15 protein-coding genes are annotated in these 16061 nt (G+C 77.6%); 7 read left to right on the top strand and 8 right to left on the bottom strand.

All coding sequences use genetic code 11. The features are described 5' to 3' along the window. Positions 1-239: 239 nt before the first annotated feature. Positions 240-674, bottom strand: a complete 435-nt coding sequence (gene mraZ / locus E9549_RS20190) for a division/cell wall cluster transcriptional repressor MraZ (protein ID WP_236828379.1) — start codon at positions 672-674, stop codon at positions 240-242. Between the two features lie 224 nt (positions 675-898). Here mraZ and E9549_RS20185 point away from each other — a divergent pair, with 224 nt between their 5' ends. From E9549_RS20185 to E9549_RS20175, 3 genes are read left to right on the top strand one after another with little or no spacing between them, the layout of a single operon-like run. Then, on the top strand, positions 899-1882 hold the full coding sequence (locus tag E9549_RS20185; RefSeq protein WP_236828378.1) for a MoxR family ATPase: 984 nt from the start codon (positions 899-901) through the stop codon (positions 1880-1882). A gap of 2 nt (positions 1883-1884) precedes the next feature. Continuing rightward, entirely contained in the window at positions 1885-3231 is a 1347-nt protein-coding gene (locus E9549_RS24315) for a DUF58 domain-containing protein (protein WP_236828377.1), read from the top strand. Then, positions 3228-5561 (top strand): DUF3488 and transglutaminase-like domain-containing protein, encoded by a 2334-nt coding sequence (locus tag E9549_RS20175; RefSeq protein WP_236828376.1) that lies wholly within the window; start codon positions 3228-3230, stop codon positions 5559-5561. Before E9549_RS24315 ends, E9549_RS20175 begins: the two co-directional genes overlap by 4 nt. On the opposite strand, the gene E9549_RS20170 is transcribed toward E9549_RS20175, so the two are convergent. The 3 genes from E9549_RS20170 to E9549_RS20160 all read right to left on the bottom strand — a co-directional run bounded on the left by E9549_RS20170 (position 5549) and on the right by E9549_RS20160 (position 8061). Then, on the bottom strand, positions 5549-5947 hold the full coding sequence (locus tag E9549_RS20170) for a DUF3040 domain-containing protein (protein WP_236828375.1): 399 nt from the start codon (positions 5945-5947) through the stop codon (positions 5549-5551). The two genes, E9549_RS20175 and E9549_RS20170, sit on opposite strands and share 13 nt — an antisense overlap. A 164-nt stretch (positions 5948-6111) precedes the next feature. Continuing rightward, a complete protein-coding gene (gene dinB / locus E9549_RS20165; RefSeq protein ID WP_236828374.1) occupies positions 6112-7299 on the bottom strand; it encodes a DNA polymerase IV in 1188 nt (395 codons plus the stop codon). A gap of 111 nt (positions 7300-7410) precedes the next feature. Continuing rightward, positions 7411-8061: a permease gene (locus E9549_RS20160; RefSeq protein WP_236828373.1), complete on the bottom strand. Its 651-nt coding sequence runs from the start codon at positions 8059-8061 to the stop codon at positions 7411-7413. 278 nt (positions 8062-8339) lie between these two features. Here E9549_RS20160 and E9549_RS20155 point away from each other — a divergent pair, with 278 nt between their 5' ends. The 3 genes from E9549_RS20155 (at position 8340) to E9549_RS20145 (ending at position 10877) form a co-directional block, all read left to right on the top strand. Next, on the top strand, positions 8340-8594 hold the full coding sequence (locus tag E9549_RS20155; protein WP_236828372.1) for a BatC protein: 255 nt from the start codon (positions 8340-8342) through the stop codon (positions 8592-8594). A gap of 68 nt (positions 8595-8662) precedes the next feature. Beyond that, positions 8663-9886, top strand: a complete 1224-nt coding sequence (locus E9549_RS20150; protein ID WP_236828371.1) for a cupin domain-containing protein — start codon at positions 8663-8665, stop codon at positions 9884-9886. 13 nt (positions 9887-9899) lie between these two features. After that, positions 9900-10877: a sucrase ferredoxin gene (locus E9549_RS20145; RefSeq protein WP_236828370.1), complete on the top strand. Its 978-nt coding sequence runs from the start codon at positions 9900-9902 to the stop codon at positions 10875-10877. 38 nt (positions 10878-10915) lie between these two features. Here E9549_RS20145 and E9549_RS20140 read toward each other — a convergent pair whose 3' ends face one another. Together E9549_RS20140 and E9549_RS20135 are read right to left on the bottom strand one after the other, a co-directional pair. Further along, positions 10916-11548: an MBL fold metallo-hydrolase gene (locus E9549_RS20140; protein ID WP_236828369.1), complete on the bottom strand. Its 633-nt coding sequence runs from the start codon at positions 11546-11548 to the stop codon at positions 10916-10918. Between the two features lie 157 nt (positions 11549-11705). Further along, complete coding sequence (locus tag E9549_RS20135) at positions 11706-12569, bottom strand: alpha/beta hydrolase (RefSeq protein WP_236828368.1); 864 nt, start codon at positions 12567-12569, stop codon at positions 11706-11708. A gap of 1060 nt (positions 12570-13629) precedes the next feature. Here E9549_RS20135 and E9549_RS20130 point away from each other — a divergent pair. Then, positions 13630-13947, top strand: a complete 318-nt coding sequence (locus tag E9549_RS20130) for a helix-turn-helix transcriptional regulator (protein WP_236828367.1) — start codon at positions 13630-13632, stop codon at positions 13945-13947. 29 nt (positions 13948-13976) lie between these two features. On the opposite strand, the gene E9549_RS20125 is transcribed toward E9549_RS20130, so the two are convergent. Next, on the bottom strand, positions 13977-15164 hold the full coding sequence (locus tag E9549_RS20125; protein WP_236828366.1) for an alkaline phosphatase family protein: 1188 nt from the start codon (positions 15162-15164) through the stop codon (positions 13977-13979). Next, on the bottom strand, positions 15161-15895 hold the full coding sequence (locus tag E9549_RS20120) for a methyltransferase domain-containing protein (protein WP_236828365.1): 735 nt from the start codon (positions 15893-15895) through the stop codon (positions 15161-15163). Before E9549_RS20120 ends, E9549_RS20125 begins: the two co-directional genes overlap by 4 nt. Positions 15896-16061: the final 166 nt, after the last annotated feature.

Raw genomic sequence — 16061 nt, 5'->3', positions numbered from 1 at the left:
TGACCCACCGGCCCCGCGGGTCCGCCTGGCGTCGGGGAAGAGCGTCAGGTGGGGTTCCGCGGGGCCGGTGGGTCACCCCCCGCCGGCGGGGCCGGCAGGTGCCCGCTGTCCGTGCGGTCCTCCGTCGTGGGACCGAGCCGCGGGGAAGGCGGCTGGGGCCCGGTCCGGTCGAGCCGCGGGGAAGGTGGCTCGAACGGTTCGGCACGGGGCCGGTGGGAGCGGGTGGGGCGTTCCCGGGATCACGACAGCGTCGGCATCCCCTCGCTCTCCATGTCGGCGAAGGCGGCTTCCTGCTCGGCCACGTAGGCGTCCCAGGTCGCGGAGTCCCAGATCTCGAAGCGGGTGTCCACGCCGACCACGACCACGTCGCGGTCCAGGTGGGCGTACTCCCGCAGGCTCGCGGGGATGGTGATGCGGCCGGTCTTGTCGGGCTCGAGCTCGACCATGGAGCCGAAGCTCATGCGGGCGCGCATGCGCGCGGCGGCGGTGTCCGACGGCGCCATCGCGGCCATCGCGGCGCTCTGCTCGGCGACCCGGCCCATGGTGAGGCCGTAGATGCAGCGTTCCTGGCCCTTCTTGATCACCATGCCGTCGGCCACCTGGTCGCGGAAGCGCACGGGGAGGGCGAGCCGGCCCTTCTCGTCGAGGCGCAACTGATAGCTGCCGACGAACACCGGATCACCCCCTGCATCGGTCCTCCCATGGCTCTGCAGCTCCCCGGACGGGACCCTGCCTCCCCACCGGCCGACACAGTAACCCACTAGCCCCCACTGGACACCACTCGAGGCCGTGTCGTGATCCACGGCCCCCACCGGCGGACCCCCGCCCCCGGCCGCCCCGCCCGCGCACCGTGATCAGCGACCGGGACGGGGGGTCGCGCGGCACGTACGGTGGAGCGGTGACGGAGGCGACACGGTCCGCCGACGGGACGGCCGACGCGTCGGTCGACGTCGCCGCGGAGGGCGCACGCATCGCGGCCTCGATCGGCCGCGTCGTCCAGGGCAAGGACCACGTCGTCCGGCTGGCGCTGGTCGTGCTGCTGGCCGAGGGCCACCTGCTCATCGAGGACGTGCCCGGGGTCGGCAAGACGACGCTGGCCAAGGCGCTGGCCGGGTCGATCGACGCGAGCGTGCGGCGGATCCAGTTCACGCCCGACCTGCTGCCCAGCGACGTCACGGGCGTGGCCGTCTACGACCAGGAGACGCGGGCGTTCGAGTTCAAGCCCGGCGCGATCTTCGCCAACGTCGTCGTCGCCGACGAGATCAACCGGGCATCCCCCAAGACCCAGTCGGCGCTGCTCGAGTGCATGGAGGAGCGCCAGGTCACCGTCGACGGCGTCAGCTACGAGCTGGCCCGGCCCTTCCTCGTCATGGCCACCCAGAACCCGCTGGAGATGGAGGGCACCTACCCCCTGCCCGAGGCCCAGCGGGACCGCTTCACCGCCCGGGTGTCGATGGGTTACCCCGACCCGGCGGCGGAGCTGGCGATGCTGGACGACCGCTCGACCATCGACCCGCTCACCGCCCTGCGCCCGGTGGCCGACGCCGCCCTCGTGCGGTCCCTGGTGGCGGCCGTGGGGCAGGTGCACGTGGCCGAGGCGGTCCGCCGGTACGTCGTCTCCCTCGTGGAGGCCACCCGCCGCTCGCCGGAGCTCCGGCTGGGCGCCTCGCCCCGCGCGGGCCTGCAGCTGCTGCGCGCCGCCCGCGCCTCCGCCGCCCTCGACGGCCGCGACCACGTGCTGCCCGACGACGTCCAGGCGCTCGCCGTGCCGGTGCTGGCCCACCGGCTGCTGCTCGCCGGCGAGGCGGTGGTGGCCCGGCGCAGCGCCGAGCAGGTCGTGGCCTCGCTGGTGTCCTCCGTCCCGGTCTCCCGCAGGCGCTGAGGGTGGTCGGCGGCCCGGCCCGGGCCCGGGGCGCCCTCACGCCCCGCGGCCGCGCCCTCCTCGCCGGCGGCGTCGCCCTCGGGCTGGTGGGTGCCGTGCTCGGGGAGCGGGCGCTGGTCCAGCTCGCCGCCTTCGTGCTCGTCCTGCCGCTGCTCGCCGGCGTGACCGTGGCGCGGGGGCGCTTCCGGGTCACCACCCGGCGCGCCGTCACCCCGCAGCGGGTGCCGCGCGGCGCCCAGGCCGACGTCGAGCTGCGGCTGCAGAACGTCGACGCGCGCCGCGGCGGCCTGTGGCTGCTCACCGAGCAGCTGCCCGCGACCCTGGGCCGCCCGCACCGCTTCACCGTGGCCGGGCTCGCCCCCGGCGCGACGACCACCGTCCGGTACCGGGTGTCCGGGCGGCACCGCGGCCGCTACCAGCTGGGACCGCTCCGGCTGCGGGTCCTGGACCCCTTCGGCCTGGTCGAGCGGACCGCCGCCGGGGCGGACACCGCGCCGCTGGTCGTGGTGCCCCGCGTCCGCCCGCTGCGGCGCGGGGGCCCCGGCGGGGGCAGCGGCGGGGGCGACGGCGCGCACCGCGCGTTCGCCGTCCACGGGGACGACGACGTGAGCATCCGCGAGTACCGGCGCGGGGACGACATGCGCAAGGTGCACTGGCGGGCCAGCGCGCGCACCGGCGACCTGAAGGTGCGCCTGGAGGAGACCCCCTGGCGCGCCCAGGGCACCCTGCTGCTGGACACGCGGGCCCGGGCGCACCTCGTGGCACCCGCGTGGGACGGCGCCCGGAAGGTCCCCGGGCCGCCCGGTGACCCGGCGCCGCCCGGCGACAGCTTCGAGTGGCTGGTCGAGGCCGCCGCCAGCATCGGGGTCGACCTCGCCCGGCGCGGGGCGCGGCTGCGGGTGGTGGCGAGCGGGGACGACCCCGGCCCGGCGTCCGGGGGCGCCGCGCTCGGGGCCGAGGAGCTCCTGGACCGGCTGGCGGTCCTGGGGGTCTCGCGCGCCCGCGACCTCTCCGACGTCGTGCCGGTGGCCTGCCGCGCTGCGGGCGACGGCCCGCTGGTCTGCCTGCTGGGCGCGGTCGGGCCCGACGACGTCGCCGAGCTGGCACGGCTGCGCCAGGGCCCGGTGCCCGGCCTCGCCGTGCTCCTCGACGTCGCCTCGTGGGGCGAGCCGGGGCGGGGCCGCCGCGGCGCCACCGGCACGGCGCTCGACGCCCTGGCCGCCCAGCGCGACCAGGCCGCCGCCGTCCTCGCGGGGGCGGGCTGGCGGGTCACCACCGCGGCCGCCGGGCAGGACGTCGGCGAGGTGTGGGCCGCGCTCGCCGGGGCGCCCGCGGGGGTGGCGGGATGAGCCCGGCCGACGTCCGCACCGCGGTCGCCGCCGCCGCGGCCACCCTGCTCGGCGCCCTGGCGCTCTCCCCCGTGTTCACCACCCGCGCCTGGGTGCCCCCGGTGGTGACCGTCGTCGTCGCCGTCCTCGCCGGCGGGCTGGCCCTGCGCGCGGCGGTGACCCGGCTCGCCGGCGACCGCGCCGCGTGGGCGCTGGCCGTGGCGGTGCCGCTCGGCCAGCTGGCCCTCGTGGTCTGCGTGCTGGCAGCGGTGTTCGTGCCGGACACCGCCCTGGCCGGGCTGCTGCCCACCCCGACGACGATCGCGCGGCTGGGCGAGGTCTTCGGTGCCGGCGCGGCCGAGATCCGCGAGCAGGCAACCCCGGCCCTCCCGCTGACCGGCCTGCTCGCGCTCACCACCCTGTTCGTCGGGCTGGTCGCCGTCGTCGTCGACTCCCTCGCGGTGGCCGGCCGCCAGGCGGCGGTGGCCGGCGCGGCGCTGCTCCCCCTGGTGTGCGTGCCGGTGGCCACGGTGACCGGCGGGATCGGGCTGGTGGCGCTGGTCGGTCCCGCCGCCGGCTTCGCCGTCCTGCTGTGGGCCGACCAGCGCCGGGAGCTGGCCGGCCCCGCCGGCGGCTCGGGGGCCGCCGTGCGGATCGGCGTGGTGGCGGTGGCGGCCGGCGCGGTCCTCGGCGCGGCGGTGCCCACCCTGCCCGAGGGTTCGTTCGCCACCGGGCTCGGCGGCGGGACCGGCTCGGCCACGGGCACGTCGCTGGACCCGGCGGCCGAGCTGCGCGGGCAGCTCACCCTGCCCGAACCGGTCCCGCTGCTGCGGGTGGGCAGCTCGGTCGAGGACCCCGGCTACCTGCGCGCCGTCGCCCTCGACGAGTACGAGCCGGCCGAGGGGTGGTCGCTGAGCAACCTCGACGGCGAGACCTCGGTGGCCGACGACGGCTTCCTCGCCCCGCTGCCGGACGGCCCGCCGACGCGGCAGGTGTCCACCGAGGTGCGGGTGCTGGAGCACGACGACCGCTTCCTCCCGGTGCCGACCGCGCCCCTGTCGGTCCGCGTGGACGGCGAGGCGGCCGCCTGGCGGTACGACGAGGCGACCGGCACGGTGTTCGGCCGGGGGGTGACCAGCGCGGGCCTGGCCTACGGGGTGACCGCCGTGGAGCCCCGCCCGTCCGAGGAGCTGCTCGCCCGCGCCGGGCCCCTGCCGCCGGACGACCCGGTGCAGGAGCGCTTCGGCGCGCTGCCCGAGCTGGACCCGGCCATCGCCGAGCTCACCGCCGGGTTGACCGCCGGCGCCGCGACGCCCTACGAGCGGGTGCTGCGGATCCAGGGCTACCTCAGCGACCGCGCCAACGGCTTCGTCTACAGCCTCTCCACCGCCCCCGGCACCAGCGGCGACGACCTGGTGGACTTCCTGCGGCTCAAGCGCGGCTACTGCGAGCAGTACGCCGGCGCCATGGCCGTGCTGGTGCGGCAGGCGGGGCTGCCGGCCCGGGTCGCGCTGGGGTACACGCCCGGCGACGTCGAGCCCGACGGGACGCGGCTGATCACCAGCGACGACGCGCACGCCTGGGTGGAGGTGTACTTCCAGGGGGTGGGCTGGGTGCCCTTCGACCCCACCCCGCTGGCGGTCGACCGGCAGGTCGACCTCCCCTGGTCCCCCCGGGCCACGGCGCAGGAGCGGGTCGACACCGGCCCGGCCGTCCCCGCGCCGACGGCGGCGCCGCAGCCGGCGGCACCGCGGACCGACCGGTTGCCGGAGGCGGTGCCCCAGGCCACCCCGCTCGCGGCGACCGCGGCCGATCGGGGCCCGCTGCTGGCCACCGCCGGGGTGCTGGCGCTGGTCGCCGTCGTCGTGGCCGCGCCGGCCGGGGTGCGCGCCCTGCAGCGCCGGCGCCGGCTCGCGGGGGGCGGCGCCGCCGGGGCCTGGGCCGAGCTGCGCGCCTCCGGGACCGACCTCGGCGTGCACCTGCAGCCGTCCTGGACGCCGCGCCGCGTGGCCGAGGCCCTCGTCCGCACGCTGGGCAGGGGCCCGGGCGGCCCCGCGGCGGAGCGGGCGGAGGCCGCCGTGCGCCGGCTGGCCCGGGCGGAGGAGGCGGCGAGCTACGGGCGGCCGGGCAGCGAGCCCCCGGCTGCCGAGCTGCGGGCGGCGCTGCGGGCGGCCCGCCGGGGGCTGCTCGCGGCGCGCCCCCGGTCGGTGCGGCTGCGGGCGCGGCTGTGGCCCGCCTCCCTGGTGGCGGGCGCCCGCGACTGGGCCGGGCGGTGGCGCCGGGACGAGTCCGGCCGCCGTCCGGGGCGGACGGCGGCCGGGAACCCGGTGCGCGAGGGCTACTGGTCGTAGCGGCGGCGGAAGCGCTCTTCCAGCCGGTTCTTCATCGGCTGCCGCCCCCGCCGGCCGCCGCGGCCGGCCGCGGTCGAGCCGCGCGACCCGGACGGGCCGGGTGCCTCGACGGCGCCGGTGGCCCCGCGGTAGTGCAGCACCCCGAGGGCGGCACCGCCGAAGGCGACCAGGAAGCCGAGGACGCCCAGCGGGACGGACTCGGCGACGGCGCCGGCGACCAGGACGGCGAGCCCGACCACGACCAGCAGCCCACCGAGCTGCAGTTTGCGGCGGGCCTTCTGACGGCGATCGCCGGTGCGGACCGAGGATGCGAACTTCGGATCGTCATCGACGAGGGCGCGCTCGATCTGCTCCAGCAGACGCTGCTCGTGCTCGGAGAGCGGCACGTCGACCTCCAGTTGGGCGGAGCCAGTTCCGTCGGAGGCTCCCGCCGACGGTGTCCCCGAGGATACGAGCCGATTGCACGCGGCGAAAGGCGACGCCTCGGCGAGCTGCCGGGCGCGTCCGCGGATCACCCCTCCGGGTGCACGCCCCGGCACGTCCGCCCAGGTCAGCGCGCCGACCGCCCGGACGTGCCCGACGAGCCCGACGAGCCCAGCAGCGTCGCCGGGCGGACCGCACCGGCACCGAACCGCCGGGCGGCCCGGTCGGCGGCGAGCTCCGCCTCCCGGCGGCCGTGCTCGCGGGCGCCGAGCTCCAGCTGCCGGGGGGCCGACCCCGCCGCCACCAGCCGTTCGGCCCGGACGCCGACCAGCCGGATGCGGGTCCGGTCCAGCCCCAGGGCGTCGTAGAGGGCGCGGGCGGTGTCGTAGAGCTCCTGCCCCACGTCGGTGGGCGCCCCCAGCGTGCGGCTGCGGGTGATCGTGGTGAAGTCCGCGAAGCGGACCTTGATGCTGACCGTGCGGGCCAGCCAGCCGGTGGAGCGCAGCCGGCCCGCCGTCCGCTCCGCCAGGCGCAGCAGCTCCCGGTGGACGACGCGGAGGTCGTCGACGTCGGTGGCGAAGGTCTCCTCCGCTCCGGTCGAGCGCTCGGGCTCGTCGGGGACCACCCGCCGCGGGTCCCGGCCCCAGGCGAGCTCGTGCAGGTGGGCGCCGGCCGCGGCACCGAGCGCCCGCTGGAGGGTCTTCGCCGGCACGTGGGCGAGGTCGCCCACGGTGCGCAGCCCCAGCCGCAGGAGGGTCTCCTCCGTCTTCGGGCCCACCCCCCACAGCGCGCCCACCGGCAGCGGGTGGAGGAAGCCCATGACCTCCGCGGGGCGGACGACGAGCAGCCCGTCGGGCTTGGCGCGCGTGGAGGCCAGCTTCGCCACGAACTTGGTGCCGGCCACGCCGACCGAGCAGGTGATGCCCTGCTCGTCGAAGACCCGGGCGCGGAGGTACTCGCCGACCTCCGCGGCGTCGCCCAGCCGGCGGCCGGCACCGGCGACGTCGAGGAACGCCTCGTCCATGCTCAGCGGCTCGACCAGGGGGGTGATCGACCGGAACAGCGCCATCACCGACCGGGACACCTCGGCGTAGAGCGCCATGTCCCCCGGCAGGACCGTCGCCGTCGGGCACAGCCGCAGCGCCCGTGCGGTGGGCATGGCTGCGTGCACCCCGTAGCGGCGGGCCTCGTAGGTGGCCGAGGTGACCACGCCGCGGTTGCCCGCCCCGCCGACGATCACCGGGGTGCCGGCCAGCTCGGGTCGCCGGCGCACCTCGACGCTGGCGAAGAAGGCGTCCATGTCGACGTGCAGCACGGTGCAGCCCCCCGCACGCCCGCCGTCCCGCCCCACGCCGCCCTCCCGCACGTCGACCCCGGGTCGAACGCTTGTTCGATCCGGGGTCGACGATAGCGGTGCGGGAGGCCGTCAGCCGGCCGCGACCCGCTGCCGCTCGGCGTCGGTGCGGCTGGGCCACATCTTGGCGCCCAGCACGCCGCCCAGCGCCGCGGCGGTGATCCCCAGCCCCAGGCCCAGGACGGCCCAGCTGGCGCTGGCGGTCGCCACGTCGGCCACCTGGCCGGCGGCGACGTCGGGCAGGTCCGCCTGCTCGATCCCGGTCACGTCGGTGACGACGCCGGCGAGCGAGCCCAGCAGCGCACCCCCGCCGAACAGGGTCATGAAGACGATGGAGACCACCGTCAGCGCCCAGACCAGGATGCCGTGCAGCAGCCCGTCGCTGAGCCCGCGCCAGATCGCGCTCGCACCGGCGGTCAGCCCGCCGAGGAACAGGGCGATCAGCCCGTTGATCCCGCTGATCCAGTCGGCGTTGTTGCCGGTGGCGCCCGGGCCGACGTCCCACCAGCCCAGGGCCAGCGTCGCCAGCTGCAGCAGCAGGAACGTCGGGACGGCGACGATCAGGCCGGCCCACACCGGACCCCAGCGGACCCGGTCGCGCCGGGGTGGCGCGGGAACGGCGGGCGCCGTCGCCGTCGCCCCCTCGGCCGGCCGGTCGACCGCTCTGTCGTGGACGACGTTGTCCTCGAACGTGGTGTCGGTACGTGTACGACTCTCGGTCACGAGTGGTCTCCTCCGGTCGTCGTGCAGATGCTCGCCGCGGGCCGCACAGGCACGTCCCGCACCCTCGTGGGTGCCCGCTGCGGGCCCCGCCGCCCACCCGACCGGCCAGCCGTGACCTGATCGTCACATTCGGACCTGGCCGTCCCGGGTGCCCGACCGCCGGCGACCCGGGCGGTGGAAACCGCTGGTGGGCGCAGGTGTCAACGCGGTGCGCGGGAGGTACTGCACCGGCCGGGGCCGTCGCACGGCGGCCCGGATCGACAGGAGCGGAGGAGCCCATGGCGCTCGACGACGAGATGACCAGCACGGACGGCGGGGCCGACGGCGGCGCCGACGGCGGCGCGCACGGTCCGGCCGACAGCAGCGCGGGCACGGCCGACCACGGCGCGAGCGGCACGCCCGGCGGTCACGACGGCGGCGCCGACGGTGGCGCCGACGGTGGCGCGGACGGTGGCGCCGACGGCGGCGCGGACGGTGGCGCGGACGGCGGCGCCGACGGTGGCGCCGACGGTGGCGCGGACGGTTCGGCCTGACCGAGAACCCGGCCGCGCAGGGCCGGGCGGAGCAGCCGCTCCGCCCGGCCCTGCGGCGGTGCACGGACATGGCCCCCGAGCAGTTCGCACGGGAGCACTGGGCCCGGCGCCCGCTCCTGACGCGCGCCGAGGACACCGGCAACTCCTTCACCGACCTGCTGGACCTGCCGGCCGTCGACGAGCTGCTCTCCCGGCGTGGCCTGCGCACGCCCTTCCTGCGCATCGCCAAGGACGGCGCGGTCGTCGACGCCAAGCGGTTCACCACCTCGGGCGGGGCCGGTGCCGAGATCGCCGACCAGGTCTCCTCCGACGCGGTGCTGCGGCTCTTCGCCGACGGGAGCACCGTCGTGCTGCAGGGGCTGCACCGGCTCTGGCCGCCGCTGATCGAGTTCGCCGACCAGCTGGCCGCCGATCTGGGCCACCCGACGCAGGTGAACGCCTACATCACGCCGCCGTCCTCGCAGGGGTTCAGCCCGCACTACGACGTCCACGACGTGTTCGTGCTCCAGGTGGCCGGCGAGAAGCACTGGACCATCCACGAGCCGGTGCTGCCCGACCCGCTGCGCACCCAGCCCTGGGGCGACCGCGCCGCCGAGGTGGCCGCGGCTGCCGGGCGCCCGCCCGTGATCGACGCGGTGCTGCGCCCCGGCGACGCCCTCTACCTGCCGCGGGGGTTCCTGCACTCGGCCGAGGCGCTGGGCGAGATCAGCGCCCACCTGACCGTCGGCATCCACTCCGTGACCCGCTGGGCGGCCGCCGAGTCCGCGCTGGACCTGGTGCGCACCCTGGCGGCCGAGGACCGCGAGCTGCGCGGCGCCCTGCCGCTGGGCCTGGACCTGGGCCGCCCCGACTCCGTGCGCGACGACGTCGCCGCGGTGATCGCCGGGCTGCAGGAGTGGCTGGGCCGCGTCGACCCCACCGAGGTCGCCGACCGGCTCCGCGAGCGCACCTGGGCGCAGGTGCGCCCCGAGCCGGTGGCACCGCTGGCCCAGTCGACCGCGGCCGCGGCTCTCGGCCCGGCCACCGTCCTGCGCGTGCGCCGGCGGTTGCGGTGCTCGCTGCGGGACGCCGCCGACGGCCGGGTCACCCTCCTCGCCGGTCGGCGCACGCACACCTTCCCGGGCCGGGTCCGGGCGGCGCTCGCCGAGCTGCTGGACGCCGGCGAGCTGAAGGTGGGCGACCTGCCCGGCCTGGACCCGGAGGAGCGGCTGACGCTGGCCCGCCGGCTGGTCACCGAGTCGATCGCCACCGTGCCCGACGCCGAGCTGCCGGCCACCGGGGTGCCCCGGTGACCCGGTGGGGGGCGTGACCCCGGCCGGCCCGGCGGGTGAGGACGACTTCTGCCGCACCGACGTCCCCGCCCGCCCGCTGGGCCGGCTGGACGCGAGCCGCTGCTCGGTGCAGGCGCTCGAGCGGGGGGACTCCGGGGTGGCGACGGCGGCCCCGGTGTCCCGGTGGCTGCTGATCGAGCAGCCGGGGCCGTGGGGCCGGCAGGCCCTCCTGCAGTCGCGGTTCGACGGGCGGGTGGCCCGGCTGCTCTCCGAGCGCGCGCAGCGGGAGGGCGTGCGGGTGCTGCTGGTGCGCCGGCCCGGCGACCGGTTGGCCGATTCCGGCCGGCGCTGGGCCTACGCCGACGGCCGGCCCGGCCGGGAAGGCCTCTGGTGGTCGGTGCGGTCGGCCGACTCCGACCTGCTCACCGCCCCGTGGGACGGGTCGGTGGGCGAACCGGCCCGCGGGCCGACCTACCTGGTGTGCACCCACGGCGGCCACGACGCCTGCTGCGCGCTGCGCGGTCGGCCGCTGGCCCGGGCCCTGCCCGCACCCGGCCCGGCCGGCGTGTGGGAGTGCAGCCACCTGGGCGGTGACCGCTTCGCGGCGAACATGCTGGTGCTGCCGCACGGCTTCTACTACGGCCAGGTCCCGGGGGACGGCGGGCTGGTCGTCGCGGCGCACGACCGGGGCGAGGTGGCCCTGCCGTGGCTGCGCGGGCGGGCCGGGCTGACCGCGCCCGTGCAGGCCGCGCAGCACTTCGCCCGGGAGGAGCTCGGCGCGTTCGGCATCGACGACCTGGCCCCGGTCGGCGTCGTCCCGGAGGCGACGGGGCAACCGGACGTGGAGCGGTGGGCGGTCACGCTGGCGCACGCGGGGGGCGCCGTCGTCGTCACCGTGGAGAGCCGCCCGTCACCGGAGACCGTGCACCTGACCTGCCAGGCGGCCACGCCCGGCCGGGTGCGCACCTGGCACCACCTCGCCGTCACCGGGCCCGCGACGGCCCCCGGCTGAGCAGGTCTTCAGCCGCTCGGGAGGGGGCCACCACCGGTTCATGCCGGCAGGTCGACCGGCTCGCCGTTGGGCAGCCAGCGGAACCGCTCCCGCACGTCGGCAGGCGCCCGGGCGAGCTCCGCCGCGGCCGCGGCCCGTCCCTGCCGGAAGTGCGCCCAGCCCTCGTAGTGCACCGGGACCGCGGTCCGCGGCCGCAGCACCCCGCACAGCTCGACGGCCTGCCGCGCCGTCATCGAGTAGCGCAGCGGACCGGTGACCGGGAAGCGGACCCCGCCCAGGTGCAGCAGCGCGGTGCCCACGTCGAACCGTCCGGCCACCTCCCGCAGGCCGCGGAAGAGCACGGTGTCCCCGGAGATCCACAGGACGCCGTCGTCACGACCCGGCCGGCGGAGGGCGAAGCCGACGACCGCTCCCGTGACAGGCCGGCTCAGCGGCGGGCCGTGCCGTGCCGGCGTCGCGGTCACCTCGACGGCCGGCCTGCCGGATGCTGCCAGCTCCGCGGTCTCCCACGCCCGCAACCCCCGCGCGGAGCCGCCCAGCCGGCGGGCTCCGGCCACGGTGGTCAGGACGGCCCCGGCCGACGGCAGCAGCGCCCGGCCGGCGTCGTCGAGGTTGTCGGCGTGGTGGTCGTGGCTCAGGAGCACGACGTCCACCGGCAGGACACCGGCCACCGGGAGAGCCGGCCCGGTGAGCTTGCGTGACGCCGTCCCCCAGCCGAAGGCGTACCTCCGGCCGGGGGGGGGTCGAAGGTGGGGTCGACGAGGATCCGCCAGCCCTCCACCTCGACGAGCACCGTCGGCCCGCCGACGTGGGTGAGCCGGACGCCGGTCACTGCTGACCGGCCTCCCGCCGCGGAACGGCGGCGTGCGCCACCGCCCAGTCGAGCACCGCGTCCGCGATCTCGCGCCAGCCCTCCTGGGCCGGCAGCAGGTGCGCGAACCCGGGGTACTCGAGCCGCTCGACGGTGCCCGTCGTGTAGTGCGCGGCGTTCGACCGCTGCACGCTCGGCGGCATGATGTGGTCCTCGCCGGCCGAGACGAACAGCAGCGGGGCACGGTCGGGCCTGGCGTAGTCGACGTGGGCGTCCTGCGGGCCCGGCATGAAGTTGGCCAGCACGCCGCTCCAGATGATCCGGCCCGGCGCCGGGATGGCGTACCGCTCGTACAGCCGCCGGGACTCCTCCTCGCTGAAGGTGTTCGCGAAGGCGTAACGCCACTGCTCCGGGGTCAGCGGGACCTCGCGGTGCCGGTTCGCCGGGTTCTTGAACGCGGTGAACGTCGACCTCAGCTGGGAGAGCGGCAGCACCCGCACGCCCTCGGTCGGGGCGGAGCAGAGGGCGACACCGGCGGCGCCGTAGCCGCGGTCCAGGAGCAGCTGCACGATGGTGCCGCCGGCGGAGTGACCGATGAGGATCGGCGGTTCGTCGAGCTGCTCGATCACCGCCGCGTAGGAGTCGACGATCGGCGGCAGCGTCAGCTCGGCGATCGGGGTCGGGTCGGCGTTCAGCGCCTCCACCTCGACCTCGAAACCGGGGTAGGGCGGGGCCAGCACGCGGTACCCCTTGGCCTGGTAGTGCGCCGTCCAGTCCTCCCAGCTGCGGGGCGTGACCCAGAAGCCGTGGACCAGCACGATCGTGGCCGGGCCGCCGGCAGTCGGGCCGTCCGCCCGGCGGGGTGCGGGGATGTCGGTCATGTCGGTTCCTCTCACGCCCGCACGGAGGCGAGCGGTCGGCGTCCTCGAGCAGTTCCGCAGCAGCAACGGCGGGACGGCGCCGGGGCGCACCGCCGTCGCCACCCGCGCGGTGCGGTCCGGGCCGGGTGGGGGTGACCCCTCCCCCGCCGGTCGGGTGGCCCACCAGCACGAGGTCGTGCAGGTCGAGGAGCTCGACCGGCGGGGTGAGGTCGTCGGCGCCGGCGCCCCCTCGGTTGGCAGGCCGTCCGGATCCGGAGCCTGGCACCGTCCCCGCCGGCCGGGTCGACGGTGCGCGCACAGGTCCGGCTCCTGCCTGCACGGCCGCCGCGTCCGGGACGGTTCCGCGACCGCGACCGCTCTGCGACGCTGACCGCACGGGCCGGGGGACGCGGCCCCCACCGCCTTCGCAGGGAGATGCCGGTGCAGCTGCTCGACACCGCCACCGTCGCGCCCGAGCACCGCGTCGACGCGTTCCGGGCGGCGTTCGACCAGGCCTCGGTGCCGTGCCGCATCGAGCACCTGGGCCCCGACGCCCGCGTGTACTCCCGCATGCACCTGTGGCACTTCGGCCAGGCGAACCTGTTCACCACCGATGCCTCGGGCTTCCGGCTGGTCCGCACGCCCCGGCACGTGCGCATGGAGAGCCCGCCGGTCGTGGCACTGGCGGTGCAGACCAGCGGGGTCGGTCGGTTCCGGCAATTCGGCGCCGAGGCGCTCGTACCGCCGAGCCGGCTCATGCTCAGCGACCTGACCGCGCCCTACGAGTTCTCGTGGGCGGACAGCGGCGGGTCCCGCGCCTTCCAGATCCCCTACGACCGCCTCGCCCTGCCCCGGGACGCCGTGCGCAGAGCCGCACCGCGGCTGCCCGCCAGCCCGCTGCACGACCTGGTCCGCGACCACCTGGTCCGGCTGGCCGCGGGCGCCGACGGGTTCTCGACCGACGCCGGCGCCACCGCGCTGGGGACGGCGACGACCGAACTGGTGCGCGCGCTGCTGGTCTCGGGCGGCCGGCGGCGAGCGGCTGGCCCGGGAGGTCCGGGAGGAGACGCTGCTGACCCGGGTGCTCGCCTGGTGCCGCCGGCACCTCACCGACCCGGGCCTGGACCCGGAGCGCATCGCGGCGGCGCACAACGTCTCGCTCCGCCAGCTCTACAAGGTGTGCGCGGACGCGGCGGTGAGTCTCGAGCAGTGGCTCATCGCCGAGCGGCTGGAGCGGGCGCGGACCGAGCTGCTCTCACCCCGGCGCCGGAACCGCACCGTCGCCGCCGTGGCCAGGGACTGCGGGTTCAGCGACCCGAGCCACTTCACCCGCCGGTTCCGGCAGGCCTACGGCCTCACGCCGAGGGAGTGGCGGGAGTCGTCCCGCCGAGGGCGGTGACCCGGAGGGCGGTGCTCGTGGCCGGGTGGTCAGGCCAGGGCGCGCCCGCGGGCGACGAGGAGCGGGATCGCCAGCTCCGTCGCGGTCAGCGACCCGTGGTAGGCGGCCAGCCGGCTGGGCCCGGGCTCCAGCCGGGGGCTGACCAGCGCCCAGCTGCCGCGGGCGAGCGCCACGACGTCGCCGATGCGCGCCGCCAGCGGCTCCTCCACGGGCCCGAAGACGCCGCTGGCGACGGCCTCGTCCCGCCCGACCACCCAGGCCCGGTCGCCGAGGACCCCGCGCCAGCGCGCGAGCACGTCGGCCTCCGCGCCGGGCTCGGTGTGCACGTAGCGGGCGCGGGGTTCCCCGGCGAGCAGCCGGACCCCGTCGGCGAGGTCGGGTTCGTCGTCCAGGTCCAGCCGGGTCGCGGCGGGCACGTCCAGCATCCCGTGGTCGGCGGTGACCAGCAGCGCGGCGTCGTCGGGGAGGCCGTCGACCAGCTGCTCGACGACCCGGTCGACCAGCGCGAGCTGCGCCCGCCAGCTCGGCGAGTCCACGCCCCGCACGTGCCCGGTGAGGTCGAGCTCGGCCATGTAGCCGTACACGAGGGCCCGGTGGCCCTCGCCCAGCGCCGAGCGCATGAGCGCGGTGAGGTCGCCGGGACCGACCGCGCCGGTGTAGCCGGCGCCGCGGTAGGCCGCCACGGTGAGGCCCGAGCCCGCGTAGGCCCACGGGCCCACGGCGGTGACCGCGGTGCCGCCGGCGGCGACGTGCTCGAAGACGGTGGGCTGCGCCTGCCAGTCGGCGGGGTCGGGGTCGTCGGCCCACTGGGTGTGGTTGAGGGTGCGGCCCTCCCCCGGCACGTCGGTGACGAAGCCGAGGATGCCGTGGCTGCCCGGGGGCAGGCCGGTGCCGATCGTCGCGAGGCTGACCGGGGTGGTGCTGGGGCAGGGGGCCTGGAGGGTGCCGGCCGGGCTGGCGAGGGCCGCGAGCGTGGGGGCGACGTCGGCGTGCGCCCGGAGCAGGTCGGCGCCGAGGCCGTCCACGAGGAGCACCGCCACGCGCCGGGCGCCGTGCAGCGCGTCGGCCAGGCCCAGCGGGTCGCCGGGCAGGTCGCCCCGCGGCACGGGGGTGCCCAGGGCCGCCGCCACACCCGGCAGGACGTCGGCGAGCGTCGCGACACCGTAGGCCGGGCGGTGCAGGTCGGGCGGCAGCGCGCCGTCGGCGCCGCCGGTCACGCGCGGGTCGCCAGCAGGTGGAGGCCCGCGGCCACCTCCCGGTAGGGCGAGGTGCCGGCGAGCGCGAGCTCGAGGTCCCGGACGGCGGCCGGGTCGGCGCCGGACGCCGTGTCCAGCAGGTCGGCCACGACGGAGATGCCACGCCAGGCGCCCGGGGTCAGCCCGGCACCGGCGACGAGCGCCAGGAGGTCGTCGGGAGCGAAGCGGCGGCGGGCCGGGCGGCCGGGGGCGCCGCCCTCGTCGCGGAGGTGTGCGAGGGCCTCGGCGGGGTGACCGGTGACCGCTCGCGCGAGCACCGCACCCGCCCGGTTGGCGACGGCGAGGCTCACCTGACCGCCGGGGCGCAGCGCGCCGGCGATCTCGGCGAGGGTGACCGCGGGGTCGTCGACGACCTCGAGCACGGAGTGGCAGAGGGCGAGGTCGTACCCGCCGTCGTCGGCGAGGACCTCGTGCAGCAGGTCGCCGTCGCCCTGGACACCGCGCACCCGCCCGCCCACGCCGGCGGTCTCGGCGCGCCGGCGCAGGGTCGCGAGGGCGTCGGCGCTGGGGTCGACGACGGTGACGCTGTGGCCGAGGCGGGCGAGGGGCACGGCGAACATCCCGCTGCCACCGCCGACGTCGAGCACGCGCAGCGCGTCCCCGGCGCTGACCAGCGGGTCGAGCGCGGCCCACACGGCAGCGGTCCGGACGGGCAGCTGCTCCGCGGTCGGCGAGGGGGGAACGGTCGGCACCCACCGGAGCCTAGCGGCGGACCGCGGCGTCCACCGCTTCCCCGCCGGGAGGCGCCGAGGGCTGCCGCACCTAGGGCGCGTCTCCTAAGTCGTTAGCCACATGGTGATGGCCCGGAGGACGACGGCTCCTCGGTAGACGGTGGCGAGCCTGTCGTAGCGGGTGGCG

The sequence above is a fragment of the Blastococcus sp. MG754426 genome, assembly GCF_021699055.1.
Classification (GTDB): domain Bacteria; phylum Actinomycetota; class Actinomycetes; order Mycobacteriales; family Geodermatophilaceae; genus Blastococcus.
The sequence above is the reverse complement of the archived record's forward strand: the minus strand, read 5'-3'. Positions and strand labels throughout refer to the sequence as shown.